The organism is Candidatus Streptomyces philanthi (assembly GCF_059553635.1).
Window position 1 is genome coordinate 1 of sequence record NZ_JCANQV010000169.1, and the last position, 13,055, is coordinate 13,055.

A 13,055-nucleotide genomic window follows, 5' to 3' on the forward strand; every position below is an offset into this window, starting at 1 on the left:
TACAGACTGTCGTCCCAACCCAGTTCCGCGGCGTCGGGACGGCTCGCGCCGTTCCGTTCCCCGCGCGTGCTGCTCTGGCCCATCGGGCTTGTTCCCCCGTCGTCGTTCGGTGGTGCGCCCGGCGCCGTGGCAGGCGGCCGGAAACCGTTCAGATCACTTGGCACAGATGTTCTTGTCGTCCGCATTGACGTTCTGCACCCCGTCGGGGGTTTCGGACGGCGCCTCGATGGGGGTGCCCGCCGCCGTGAAGTCCTTGCCGAGGACCAGCTTCATCGGCTGCCGAGGCGCGGCGTCGGCGGAGGACTTGTGGAGGGCGCTCTTGGGCAGCCCCATCCACTCGGCGAGGGTGGCGGCCTGGTCGGCCTGGTTGGGCGCGTAGTCCAGACGGGTGTGTGCCAGCTTGGGGAAGGCGTTGCCCGCGTTGGTGGAGAGCTTGGCGGACTTGGTGTTCTGGAGCCAGTCGACGGTCTCCTGTGCCGCGCCGAGGGGGCCGCCGCCGTTGGTGACGTCGACCCGCACCAGCTCCGGCGGGGCCTTCTTGACGGGGGAGTGCTTGGTGCCGCCCTTGCCCTTCTTCGGCTTGGCCAGCGTGTGGTCGGCCTGCACCATCCGGAACAGCGGCTCGGCCTTGGCGCGGTCGAGCAGGACGGTCGCCTTGTCCCGCGGGTTGTCCAGCACCGGCACCGTGGCGAAAGTGATCTTGTCGAGGTCGACCTGCTTGAGGTCGTCGCCGAGCGCCATCAGCTTCCGCGCGCTGCCTATGCCCGTGTCGACGGTCAGCGCCTTGGTCGCCGCCTCGGCGACGTCGTAGAGCTTGGACGGGCTGCTGAACACGTCCGACTTCATCTTGCGGATCATCGAGCTGAGGAACTGCTGCTGGAGCTCGATCCGGCTGAGGTCGCTGCCGAAGCCGACGGTGTGGCGGGTACGGACGAACGCCAGCGCCTGCTCGCCCTTGACGACGTGCCGGCCGGCCTTGAGCTTGAGGTGCGACTTGGGGTCGTTGATGTCCTTGGCGGCGCACACCTCGACACCGTCCACCGCCTCGGACAGTTCCTTGACCGCGTTGAAGTCCGCCATCATGAAGTGGTCGATCTTCAGCCCGGTCAGTTTCTCGACGGTGCGCCAGGTGCAGCCCGGGTCGCGGCCCTCCTGGCCGAGGCTGGTGTTGAAGCGGACGCCCTGCTCACCGGGGATGGTCCGGGTCGAGCCGTCCTCCTGCTTGGTGGGGCAGTCGGGGATGTCGGTGACCATGTCACGAGGGATGCTCAGCGCGGTCGCGTTGGAACGGTCCTTCGAGACATGCATCACTATCGTGGTGTCCGCGTGGCCGACGCTGCCGTCGTCGCCGTAGCCCTGGTTGCCCTTCCCCGACCGGGCGTCCGTCCCGATGACGAGGATGTTGACGGGCCCGTCGCTGACCGCGGCGTTGTCGATACCGACATCGACCTTGGAGATGTTGCCGTTCAGCCGCTCGTACAGGTAGAACGCGCCACCGCAGCCGGCCACGAGCACAAAGCCCAGCACCCCGGACGTCCAGTACAGCGCCTTCTTCTTCCCGGACTTCCTCGCCCTGGGTTTGCGGCGGCTGCTGGGGCCCGTCCCGCCCGTTCCGCCCGCTTTGCGGGAGCGCCGGGCCGCCGCCCGTCCGCCGCCCTCACCGGCCTTGGAGCGGGAGACGGCGGGCATCTCACGGGTACCGGAGTCCTTGCCCGCGCCGCGCGGGGGATGCGGCCCGGGCTCCGGCGCCCGGCGGGCGGCGGGCACCCGCGCCCCGCCACCGGCGGTGTCGAGCCGCAGCTCGTAGTTGCCGGTGTCGGGGTCGAGTACCCACTGGTCGGCGGGGTCGACGTCGTCGCCCGCCCGCCCACGGCCTTGCGCGTCCACGGTGTTCCGAGTCCTCCGTCGGTGCCACGCGGCGCCTCCCCTCGGGCGCCAGGTCGGTCGATTCTGCAATACGCGGTCAGCTTGTCGTGCGGACCCGGTCGCTCACACTATCCGGACAGTTCTGCCGCGAGCGACGCCGGTGACGTATTCCACTTCGCTTACAACCGGTCATTCCGCCCCAAGCTTTCGCGTCCCTGAACAAGCGTTTACGGCCTCTTTATTCATGGGTCCCGCGTTCGGGGCGGCGGGGAAAGGCGGAAGCGGCCGGAGAACCGGGGCCGGGGCGTTCGGTGACACCTCGTCACGGCCCGGTCCGGCCGCCGGGCCCCGGTTCCGCGGGCCGGACGGTCCCCGTAGGGGCGGCGGTGAACCGCCTCCGTTCCGAAGGAATATCACCGGCGAAGACCGTCAATTCCCGGGCCCGTCAGAGGAAACCGCGGCCTTACCGGCGGTCGCGGAACACGGTGCGGTGCCGGGCGCCGGATACCCGTTCCGGATTCCGGGAGGTCACCAATGCTCCGCGCTTTCTTCACGGGAAGGCCGGAGAACTTCCCCCGCCCTTCCGCCCGCCGCGACCGGCAGTCCGCGTCGCGTCGTGCCCGTCAGCCGGCGCTGTCCGGCGCCTCGAAGGTGATCTTCTCGGTGGCCGCGCGGGCGGCCCGCGCCTCGGCGGCCAGCAGGTCCGGGCGGCGGCAGAGCACCACCGAGCCACCGGTGGCCAGCGGCGCGTACAGTCCGTACGACAGTCCCGCCCAGGTGTCGTACGGCAGCCCGGACAGCACCCGTGGCGCCCCGGGCATCCCGGCCGCGCGGGCATCGGCCAGGGCGCGCTCGCCGACGGCGGCGCCGGTCAGCTCCTCACCGCCGACCACGAGCGCCGGGTCGTCCGCCGCCACCGGGACGAACGGGGTGAAACGGTCACCCTGTCCGGGGACCTCCACCGCGTAGTCCGCGAACCCCCGCGGCGCCTGGGGGAACCGGCCGCCCATCGGCCGCAGCGCCAGCGCCACCCGCTCCCCGGAGCAGGCCCGCGCCGCGTCGAGCCCGTCGGGCCCGCTGACGACCAGATCGGCCGCGGCCGGATCGCCGCCGACCTCCGCCACGACACCCACCGACGAACAGGCCAGCAGCCAGACCGCGGTCTGCCAGTGCGCCGGGAGCAGCAGCGCCAGCCGGTCGCCGGGCGCGGCGGCCAGATCGCCCTGGAGGTAGTTGGCGGTCTTCGCCACCCAGTTGGCGAAGGTCGCGACGGACAGCTCCACGCGCTCGCCGGTGGCGTCGTCGTAGAAGGTCACGAGCGGGCGGGCCGGGTCCGCGGCGAGCGCGGAACCCAGCAGACCGGCGGGGGTGCGATCGGTGGCGTTCATCGCCGCAAGGGTACGCGGGCGGCGCTTTCCGGGGGCATCCGTCCAAGGGGCGGGCCCCACACGGCGTCAGCGACCGGTACCGGATCATCCGGACGAGCACTGAACCGATCACCAGCCGGTTCCGTCCTACGGTGACCGAGCCGCCCGGCGCATCCCGGGAGGCACGAGCCCGAAACCGTCCGCCTACACTGGTCGGCCGACCGCCGACCCCAGCAGGAAGCAGTGAAGCAAGGTGACTGAAGCGATCCTCCTGGTCGGCGGGAAGGGCACGAGATTGCGCCCGCTGACGGTGCGCACGCCCAAGCCGATGGTCCCGGCGGCCGGCGTGCCGTTCCTCACCCACCAACTCGCCCGCGCCCGCGCCGCGGGCGTCGAGCACATCGTGATGGCGACCTCCTACCTCGCCGAGGTCTTCGAGCCCCACTTCGGCGACGGCTCCCGCCTCGGACTCCACCTGGAGTACGTCACCGAGGAGGAGCCCCTCGGCACCGGCGGCGCCATCCGCAACGTCGCCTCCCGGCTGCACTCCGCCCCCGGCGACCCGGTACTGATCTTCAACGGCGACATCCTCACCGGCCTCGACATCCCCGCCCTCGTCGACCACCACCGCACCACGGGCGCGGACGTCTCCCTGCACCTGACCCGCGTCGAGGACCCGCGCGCCTACGGGCTGGTGCCCACCGACGACACCGGCCGCGTCACCGCCTTCCTGGAGAAGCCGCAGACGCCCGAGGAGATCGTCACCGACCAGATCAACGCCGGCGCGTACGTCTTCAACCGGTCGGTCATCGACACCATCCCCGCCGGCCGCCCGGTCTCCGTCGAACGCGAGACCTTCCCCGGACTGCTCGCCGACGGCGTCCACCTCCAGGGCATGGTCGACTCCACCTACTGGCTCGACCTCGGCACCCCGCACGCCTTCGTCCGCGGCTCCGCCGACCTCGTCCTCGGCCGCGCGCCGTCCCCCGCCGTCCCCGGACGCTGCGGCGACCAGCTGGTCATGGACACCGCGGACATCGCCCCGGACGCCAAGCTCACCGGCGGCACCGTCGCCGGAGCCGGCTCCGTCGTCGGCGCGGGCGCCCGGATCGACGGCAGCGCCGTCCTCGACGGCGCGGTGATCGAGGAGGGCGCGCGGATCCGCGACTCCCTGATCGGCGCCGGCGCCCGCATCGGCGCCCGCTCCGTCCTCGACGGCGCGGTCGTCGGCGACGGCGCCGACATCGGGCCCGACAACGAGCTGCGCGACGGCATCCGCGTCTGGTGCGACGCCCGCATCCCGGCCGGCGCGGTCCGCTTCTCGTCCGACCAGTAGCGCCCCCCGCGGTCCCGCCGGACTGTCACCCCCGTGGCCTACGCTGGCCGCGTGGCCACCCGTACCTGGCGCCCGTCCGGGCCCTTCGACCTGCACCGCACCCTCGGTGTGCTGCGACGCGGACCCGGCGACCCGGCGTACGCGGTACGCGGTGAGGAGGTCTGGCGGGCCTGCCGCACCCCGGACGGCCCCGGCACGCTCCGGATCACCGCCCGGCCCGCCGAGGGCACGGTCGAGGCCGAGGGCTGGGGCCCCGGCGCCGACCGGCTGCTGGCGGGGCTGCCGCGGCTGCTGGGGGCGGACGACGACCCCGCCGCGTTGACCCCGCGGCACCGGCTGGTGCACGAGGCGCGCCGCCGCCACCCCGGCGTGCGCCTGGCGCGCACGGGCCTGGTGCTGGAGTCGCTGATCCCCTCCGTGCTGGAGCAGAAGGTCACCAGCGACGAGGCGTACCGCGCCTGGCGCCTGCTGCTGCGGCGGCACGGCGAGCCGGCCCCCGGCCCCTGCGACCGCATGCGGGTGATGCCCGACCCGCGCGGCTGGGCGCTGATCCCGTCCTGGGAGTGGCACCGCGCGGGCGTCGGCCCCCAGCGTGCCGACACCGTCGTACGGGCCGCCCGCGTCGCCCACCGGCTGGAGGAGGCCGCCGGCATGGGGCTCGCGGACGCCACCCGCAGGCTGACCGCCGTCCCCGGCATCGGCCCGTGGACCGCGGCCGAGACACTGCAACGCGTCCTCGGGGCCCCGGACGCGGTCACCGTCGGCGATCTGCACCTCCCGAAGATCATCGGGTTCGCGCTCACCGGCCGCCGCGGCACCACCGACGCGGAGATGCTCGACCTGCTCGCCCCCTACGAGGGCCAGCGGCACCGCGCCGTCCGGCTGATCCTGCTCGCGGGCCGCGTCCCGCCCCGCCGCGCACCGCGCTTCCCGGTGGGGGACATCGCCCGCCTGTAGAGCGGCCCCGGGGGAGCGGCCGGCCGGGACCCGCCGACCGCTCCCGCCGGGGTCAGCGCACGACGACGAAGTCCGCCCCGTCGCGCGCCGGGCGCTCCTTCGGCGGCGCCGCCGGCCGGCCGATCGCCACCGCGCCCATCGGCTCCCACTCCTCGGGCAGCTCCAGCACCTCCCGCACCACATCGCGGCAGAACATCGTCGATGACACCCACGCCGAACCCAGCCGCTCCCCGGCCAGCGCGACCAGGAAGTTCTGGATACCGGCACCGTGCGCGACGACGAACATGTCCCGCTCCGCCGCGCTGCGCCGCGCGTCCGGATAGGAGTGCGCGCCCTCCGTCACCATGCAGGGCACCGCCAGGTACGGCGCGTGGCGCAGGAGATCACCGCGCCGCACCCGCCGGGCGACCGCCTCCTCGGAGAGGCCGTCCGCGCGCAGGTCCGCGACCCAGGCGTCCCGCATCGCGTCCAGCAGCCGCAGCCGGCTCTCCTCACTCTCCAGCAGCACGAACCGCCAGGGCGTGGTGTGGTGCGGCGCGGGCGCGGTCAGGGCGGCGGCGACGGCCCGGCGCACCGCGCCGCCGTCCACCGGCGCGTCGGTGAACTCCCGTACCGTGCGCCGCAGCGTCACCGCCTCCCGCACGGCCTCCGAGGTGCCCAGCCGGAACATGTCGCTCCCGGCGTCACGCACCAGGGCACGCGCCCCGTCACCGTCGCCCGACTCCTCGACCACATGCGGCAGTCCGCGCACCACCGCGATCGGCAGTCCCGTGGCCTTGCCCTTCACCAGGTCGCCCGCGGCGGTCAGTTCGTCGGCCGTCGCCACCACCGTCGCGTGCAGCGGATTGCCGTACGCGTCGGTGCCGCCGCGCAGATCGTCCAGGACCCGCACACCGGCCGCCCCGATGGCCACATCCGTCAACCCGCTGCGCCACGGCCTCCCGAACGTGTCACTGATGACCACGCCGACATTGACGCCGAGGACGTTCCGCAGGCCCGCCCGCAGCGCCCGCGCCGAGGCGTCCGGGTCCTCGGGCAGCAACAGCACCGTTCCGTACGGGGTGTTGGAGGCGTCGACACCGGCCGCGGCCATCACCAGGCCCTGCCGGTTCTCCACGATCCGCAGTCCGCCGCGGCGCGCCACGACCCGCACCGTCTCCTGGTCTATCGCCGCCTCACGGTCGGTGGCCTCGACGATCCGGCCCTCGGCCTTGCTGACGATCTTCGAGGTCACCAGCAGCACATCGCCGTCGGCGAGCGGGGGAACGCCGTCGGCGGCCACCGCCCCGGCGATCAGCTTGACGAGGTCGTCGCCCGGCCGGACCTCGGGAATGCCGGGCAGCGCCCACACCCGGTAGCCGGGGACCGTCGTGCCGTCGGTCATGAACGGACCTCCTCGGCCAGCGCCAGCGCCTCACGGACCATCGCGGCGGTCGCGTCCAGGTCCGTCATCATCAGCGGAACGGAACGGCAGCGGATGCCGGCAACCTCGACGTCGGCCACCGCCCCGGCGTCGACGGTGTCGACCAGCCAGCCGTCCAGCACGCCGGCCTCCGCCGTGCCCCGTGCCCCGTAGTGCCGCGCCACCGCGGCCGCCGTGGCCTCGACGCCCACCGCGGCGAGCACCTTGTCGGCCATCCCGCGCACCGGGGCGTCCCCGACGATCGGCGACAGCCCGACGACGGGTGCCGCGGTCGCGGCGACGGCCTCGCGGATGCCGGGCACGGCGAGGATGGTGCCGATGCTGACCACCGGGTTGGACGGCGGGAACAGCACTACATCGGCGGCGGCCAGCGCCTCCAGCACCCCGGGCGCGGGCTTGGCCTGCTCGGCGCCCACGGGCACCACCGCGTGCGCGTCCACCGAGGCGCGCATGCGCACCCAGTACTCCTGGAAGTGGACGGCCCGCCGCTCACCGCCCTCCCCGACGGCCACATGGGTCTCGACCCGGTCGTCGCTCATCGGCAGCAGCCGTACGCCGGGCTTCCAGCGGTCGCACAGCGCCTCGGTGACGGCGCTGAGCGGGTAGCCGGCGTCCAGCATCTGCGTCCGCACGATATGGGTGGCGAAGTCCCGGTCGCCGAGCCCGAACCACTCGGGCCCGACGCCGTACGCGGCCAACTCCTCCTTGACCCGGAAGGTCTCGTCGGCCCGCCCCCAGCCCTGCTCTTCGTTGATGCCGCCACCCAGGGTGTACATCACGGTGTCGAGGTCCGGGCACACCTTGAGCCCGAAGAGATGAATGTCGTCACCGGTGTTGCCGATGACGGTGATGTCCGCGTCCGGAGCCGCTGCCTTCAGTCCCCGCAGAAAGCGGGCGCCGCCGATACCGCCGGCGAGAACCACGATTCGCATGCCCCAAAGTCTCTCAGCCGGAGGCTGATTCGTTGGGGGGTGGTGGTCGGGCGACGGGTTGGGCCTCTCAGCCGCAGGCTGATTCCTTGAGGGGCGGTGGTCGGGCGACGGCCCCCGTCAGACCGCCGGTACCTCCGCCGCCTCGCCCACCGCCGCCTGGCGCGGACGCATCGGCATGTTCGTCAGCCCCGGGAAGTAGATGTGGAGACTGACGGCGGGGGAGAGGGCGTCGTTGACGACCTCGTGGACGTATCCGGGGGCGAAGACCCGCTGGGTGCCGGGGGCGAGGGTGCGGGCGCCGGCCGAGGTGTGTTCCGTCAACTCGCCCTCCAGCAGGGTCAGTACGCCGGAGGACCTGCCGTGGTCGTGGCGTCCGCTGCCCTGGCCCGGCACCCAGCTCAGCAGCCACACCTCGTAGCCGGCCTCGGGGACGGCGCGCAGGCGGTGGTACCAGCGGGTGGTGGCGTCGTAGCGGACGAGCGGGGCCCAGGAGGCGCGGTCGGCGGCGAGGGAGCGGGCCAGGCCCGCGAAACCGGCGACGGTGCTCGGGTGGGCGGGGACGGGCGGCAGGAGGTGGGGGACGGCGAGCGGGTCGCCGGCGATCTGGACGTCGCTGTTCATGTGCTTCGGGTTCCTCGGCGGGCGAGCGGTGACGGCGCGAACGGGTGCGGCGCGGCGCGGTGGGTTCCCTGTGGGGAGACGGCGCGGCGGGCGCGGGGAGGGTGCTGCGGGGTGGTGCGAGCGGGGTCGGCTGGAGCTCAGTGGCTTCAACAGCTGGAACAGCGGCAGCGGGCCTGCGCAGCACAGAGCGACCCGTAAGCACGGGTGAGTCCGGTCGCGGCGGTCGCTGGCATGAGGTCAAGGAGACCGGAGGGCCGGGGGCGATGTCAACCGGATGTCTGGTTTGGTAGAAATGTTTCACCTCATCCGGTTACTCGCCGCGACGAAAGGTTTGTGCAGTGGAGGACGGGAGAGGTGGCCCTTCGTTCGTGCCGCCAAACGCCGTTGCGCGCTCGTGATCCGTTTGTGATCTCCGTCGCCTCGATGGGCCGGGTGCAACTGGAGACGCCGTCGGTCACGTCTCGGAGGGCGAGGGGTGCGCCGATCGGTAGACCCGGGAAAGTGTCCTGGTTTTTGGTGATTTGAACACTTTCTGCGCACGTGTGGTTCCGCAGAGTGAATAAGGGGCCCAATAGCAGATCCCGGCTTGACTCGCCCGGATCTCCGCACTTGTAATTTCACCCGTGTCGTTCGGCCGTCATCGATCACGGCCGTATCACGGGGACGTCAAGACAGACGAGGGGCGCACATGACCGAGCTGTTCGAAGAATTGCTGGTCGAGGAGGCGGACGAGGAGCTCGGCTGGCAGGAGCGCGCACTGTGCGCCCAGACCGACCCGGAGTCCTTCTTCCCGGAGAAAGGCGGCTCCACCCGCGAGGCCAAGAAGGTCTGCCTTGCCTGCGAGGTCCGCTCCGAGTGCCTGGAGTACGCCCTCGCCAACGACGAGCGCTTCGGCATCTGGGGCGGTCTGTCCGAGCGCGAGCGGCGCCGGCTGAAGAAGGCCGCCGTCTGACGGTGGCACAGCGGCCCGCCGTCACCACGGCGCGGGGCCCGGGGAGGCCCGCGGCCGCACCACACCAACTCCCCATATCCCCCCACAGCGAGACCTCCGCCTCCGGCCGCACCGCGCGCCGGGGGCGGAACGCCGTGCGCGCGCCCGGCCGGGGGCACGGCGCGAACCATTAGTGTGGGGGCCCGTCCCAGACGCGCGGACGCCCCCGCCGGGTGCGCGCGTCCCTCGTAGTCCGTCGCAGTGTCTTCCGGGGGCGCCGGCCCGCACCGTCCTTCGCCGCGGGCCCCGAACTCCCGGGTCCGGAGGGCCCGTCCTCGATGTCCGTGCACAGCCAGTCGGCGGCCCCGTCCGCCCCGTACCCCGCCACCGCCCCGGAGTTCCCGCGGCACGTCGTCACCGCCGTGATCGTCTCCCATGACGGTGCCCGCTGGCTGCCCGACGTGCTCGCCGGGCTCCTCGGCCAGGAACGGCCGGTGCAGAGCATCGCCGCCGCCGACACCGGAAGCGCCGACGACTCCGCCCGGCTGGTCGCCGAAGCGGTCGGCGGCGAACGGGTGCTGCACCTCGCCCGCCGCGCCGGGTTCGGCACCGCCGTCGACGAGGCGGTCCGCTCCGCCCCCGTCCTCACCCCCGACGACCTGCCCTACCTCCGGCGCCCCAGCGCCTGGGACCCGGCCACCCGCACCTGGCACGACGACGTCCACGAGCAGCCCGAACTCCCGCACGGCGAACCCGTCCAGTGGCTGTGGCTGCTGCACGACGACAGCGCGCCCGCCCCCGACGCCCTCACCGAACTGCTGCGCGTCGCCGACGCCAACCCCTCCGCCGCCGTCATCGGCCCCAAGCTCCGCAGCTGGTACGACCGCCGCCAGCTCCTCGAAGTCGGCGTCAGCATCGCCCGCAGCGGCCGCCGTTGGACCGGCCTCGACCGCCGCGAACAGGACCAGGGCCAGCACGACCAGGTACGCCCCGTCCTCGCCGTCTCCACCGCCGGCATGCTCGTCCGCCGCGACCTCTACGACCGGCTCGGCGGCTTCGACCGGCGGCTGCCGCTGATGCGCGACGACATCGACCTGTGCTGGCGCGCCCGCTCCGAGGGGCACGAGGTCCTCGTCGCCCCCGACGCCGTGCTGCGGCACGCCGAGGCCGCCTCCCGCGAACGCCGCAGCATCGACTGCGCCGGCCGCACCGCGCCCCCCTCGCCCGACGGAACCACCGCCACCAAGCGCTTCGCGCTGCGCCGCAACAGCCCGCACCGTGTCGACAAGGCCGGCGCCGTCCACACCCTGCTCGCCAACACCCGCGGCGCGCTGCTCCCGTACGTCCTGGTGCGGCTGGTGCTCGGCACCGTCCTGCGCGTCCTCGCCTACCTCGTCGGCAAGGTCCCCGGCCAGGCGCTCGACGAACTCGCCGGACTCTTCGGCACCCTGCTGCGGCCCGGCCGCATCCTCGCCGCCCGCAAACAGCGGGGCAGGGCCACCGTCCCGGCGTCCGAACTGCGCCCCCTGTTCCCGCCGCCCGGCGCGACCGTCCGCGCCACCGTCGAACAGCTCGCGGGCAACCTCGGCGGCCGGGCCGCACCCGACACCGCCGCGTCCGGCCGGCACGGCGCCGTGGAGTCCGGGCCCGGCGGCGACGACGCCGACTTCCTGGAGGTCGAGCAGTTCGCCCGGCTCAAGCGGATCGCCCGCCGGCCCGGCCCCCTCCTCTTCGCCGTCCTCCTGCTGGTCGCGCTGACCGCCTGCCGCTCACTGCTCGGCTCCGGCGCGCTGAGCGGCGGCGCCCTGCTGCCCGCCCCCGACCACCTCGGCGACCTCTGGTCCTCCTACCTCGACAGCTGGCACCAGGCCGGGACCGGGAGCACCGCCGCCGCACCCCCCTACCTCGCGGTCCTCGCCCTCCTGGCGAGCCTCCTCCTCGGCGGCACCCACCTCACCGTCACCCTGCTGGTCGTCTGCTCCGTCCCGCTCGCCGGACTCTCCGCCTACCTCGCCTCCCGCCCCCTGGTCACCTCCCGGCTGCTGCGCGCCTGGGGCAGCGTCGTCTACGCCCTGCTGCCCGCGACCACCGGCGCCCTGGCCGGCGGCCGGATCGGCACCGCCGTCCTCGCCGTCCTGCTCCCCCCGATGGCCCGCGCCGCCGTCGCCGCGAGCGGACTGCGCCTGGCGCCCGGCACCCGCCCCGCCTGGCGCGCCACCTGGGCGTACGCCCTGCTGGTCACGGTCGCTACCGCCTTCACCCCGATCGTCTGGCCGCTCGCCGTCGTCCTCGGCGCCGCCCTGGTCGTCCTGCGCGCCCTCGACGGCGACCGCGGCCGGCTCCCCGCCCACGGCCTGCGCTTCCTCGCCGTCGCCCTGACCCCGCTCGTCGTCCTAGCGCCCTGGTCGCTGACGCTGCTCGGCGCCCCCGCGCGCTTCTTCCAGGAGGCCGGACTCGACCAGGGCGCGGGCCACGCCACCGCCTTCGGCCTGCTCCAGATGAACCCCGGCGGCCCGAAGACCGCCGGCGGACTGCTGCTGCTCGGCGTCGTCCTGGCCGCGCTCGGCGCCACCCTGCGCGACGCGCGGCAGCGGACGATCCGCGTCGCCTGGGCCGTCGCGGTGACCGCCCTGCTGTGCGCCGCGCTCGGCAACGGCTCCGGCTGGACCGGGCCCGCCACGCTCGTCGGCGGCCTCGCACTGCTGTGCGCGGCCGCCGTCGGCGCGGAGGGCATCCGCACCCGGATGACCGCCCTCGGCCTCGGCTGGAAGCAGCCGACCGCCGTCCTCATCGCCCTGGCCTGCGCCCTCGCCCCGCTCTACGCCGCCGTCGTCTGGATGATCACCGGCGCGGACGGCCCGCTGCGGCACGGGGACGCCACCCAGGTCCCGGCGTTCGTCGCCGAGGAGTCCGTCACCTCCGACCGCGCCCGCACCCTCGTCCTCGACGGCGGGGGCGGTCAGGTCACCTACACCCTCGTCCGCGGCTCCGGCGCCCGGCTCGGCGACGCGGACGTGCTCGCCGCCACCGGCGAGGACCGCCGGCTGGGCGGCATCGTCGCCCATCTCGTCGCCGGCTCCGGCGCCGACCAGGCCAACCAGCTCGGCCGCTACGCCGTCCGCTACGTCCTCGTCCGCGAGGACGCGCGCCGCACGATGGGCCGGGTCCTGGACGCCACCCCGGGCCTGACCCGGCTCAGCCAGGAGGACGGCGGCGCCCTGTGGCGCGTCGACCGGCGGGTCGCACGGGTCTCGATCGTCGCGGGCCTGGCCAAGGACGGCACCCGCGCGGGCGAGGCCGCCGCGCCGATCCCGGTGCCCTCCGGGCCCGTCGAGGCGCACACCCAGGTCCCCGACGGCACCGAGGGACGCGTCCTGCGGCTCGCGGACGCCGCCGACGAGGGCTGGCACGCCACCCTGGACGGCAAGCCGCTCAAGCCCGTCACCCTCGACGGCTGGGCCCAGGGCTTCGACCTCCCCGCGGGCGGCGGCCGCCTCGACCTCACCCATGACAACCCGCTCGGCCACACCCTCTGGCTGTGGACCCAGGGCCTGCTCGCCGTCGTCCTCGTGGTGCTCGCCCTGCCCGGCCGTCGCCGCGAGATCGACGACGACCTGCCGGA

Annotated in this window: 9 protein-coding genes; 4 read left to right on the forward strand and 5 right to left on the reverse strand. The window is 74.1% G+C overall.

The genetic code is table 11. The annotated features are described in order from the left end of the window. Window positions 1-153 precede the first annotated feature (153 nt). Window positions 154-1,887: an LCP family protein gene (locus AC51EU_RS19435; protein WP_496268271.1), complete on the reverse strand. Its 1,734-nt coding sequence runs from the start codon at window positions 1,885-1,887 to the stop codon at window positions 154-156. Between the two features lie 602 nt (window positions 1,888-2,489). Beyond that, window positions 2,490-3,254, reverse strand: a complete 765-nt coding sequence (locus AC51EU_RS19440; protein ID WP_496268272.1) for a TIGR03089 family protein — start codon at window positions 3,252-3,254, stop codon at window positions 2,490-2,492. A gap of 232 nt (window positions 3,255-3,486) precedes the next feature. Between AC51EU_RS19440 and manB the strand changes: the two genes are divergently transcribed. Further along, complete coding sequence (gene manB, locus AC51EU_RS19445) at window positions 3,487-4,569, forward strand: mannose-1-phosphate guanylyltransferase (protein WP_496268273.1); 1,083 nt, start codon at window positions 3,487-3,489, stop codon at window positions 4,567-4,569. Between the two features lie 51 nt (window positions 4,570-4,620). Next, window positions 4,621-5,526 (forward strand): DNA-3-methyladenine glycosylase family protein, encoded by a 906-nt coding sequence (locus AC51EU_RS19450; RefSeq protein WP_496268274.1) that lies wholly within the window; start codon window positions 4,621-4,623, stop codon window positions 5,524-5,526. A 52-nt stretch (window positions 5,527-5,578) separates the two neighbouring features. Here AC51EU_RS19450 and AC51EU_RS19455 read toward each other — a convergent pair whose 3' ends face one another. The 3 genes from AC51EU_RS19455 to AC51EU_RS19465 all read right to left on the reverse strand — a co-directional run bounded on the left by AC51EU_RS19455 (window position 5,579) and on the right by AC51EU_RS19465 (window position 8,502). Then, on the reverse strand, window positions 5,579-6,910 hold the full coding sequence (locus tag AC51EU_RS19455) for a coenzyme F420-0:L-glutamate ligase (RefSeq protein ID WP_496268275.1): 1,332 nt from the start codon (window positions 6,908-6,910) through the stop codon (window positions 5,579-5,581). After that, on the reverse strand, window positions 6,907-7,881 hold the full coding sequence (gene cofD, locus AC51EU_RS19460; protein ID WP_496268276.1) for a 2-phospho-L-lactate transferase: 975 nt from the start codon (window positions 7,879-7,881) through the stop codon (window positions 6,907-6,909). The genes AC51EU_RS19455 and cofD overlap by 4 nt, the downstream gene beginning before the upstream one ends. A gap of 117 nt (window positions 7,882-7,998) precedes the next feature. Beyond that, entirely contained in the window at window positions 7,999-8,502 is a 504-nt protein-coding gene (locus AC51EU_RS19465; protein ID WP_496268277.1) for a cysteine dioxygenase, read from the reverse strand. Between the two features lie 688 nt (window positions 8,503-9,190). Between AC51EU_RS19465 and AC51EU_RS19470 the strand changes: the two genes are divergently transcribed. Both AC51EU_RS19470 and AC51EU_RS19475 read left to right on the forward strand, forming a co-directional pair. Beyond that, on the forward strand, window positions 9,191-9,454 hold the full coding sequence (locus AC51EU_RS19470; protein ID WP_030266018.1) for a WhiB family transcriptional regulator: 264 nt from the start codon (window positions 9,191-9,193) through the stop codon (window positions 9,452-9,454). Between the two features lie 317 nt (window positions 9,455-9,771). Beyond that, a partial coding sequence (locus tag AC51EU_RS19475) for a glycosyltransferase (RefSeq protein WP_496268278.1) occupies window positions 9,772-13,055 on the forward strand: 3,284 nt, incomplete at its 3' end.

Excerpts from the sequence above, each read along its gene's own strand:
- AC51EU_RS19455 (WP_496268275.1), bottom strand. The coding sequence starts at position 6,910 with ATGACCGACGGCACGACGGTCCCCGGCTACCGGGTGTGGGCGCTGCCC.
- AC51EU_RS19440 (WP_496268272.1), bottom strand. The coding sequence starts at position 3,254 with ATGAACGCCACCGATCGCACCCCCGCCGGTCTGCTGGGTTCCGCGCTC.
- cofD (WP_496268276.1), bottom strand. The coding sequence starts at position 7,881 with ATGCGAATCGTGGTTCTCGCCGGCGGTATCGGCGGCGCCCGCTTTCTG.
- AC51EU_RS19465 (WP_496268277.1), bottom strand. The coding sequence starts at position 8,502 with ATGAACAGCGACGTCCAGATCGCCGGCGACCCGCTCGCCGTCCCCCAC.
- AC51EU_RS19470 (WP_030266018.1), top strand. The coding sequence starts at position 9,191 with ATGACCGAGCTGTTCGAAGAATTGCTGGTCGAGGAGGCGGACGAGGAG.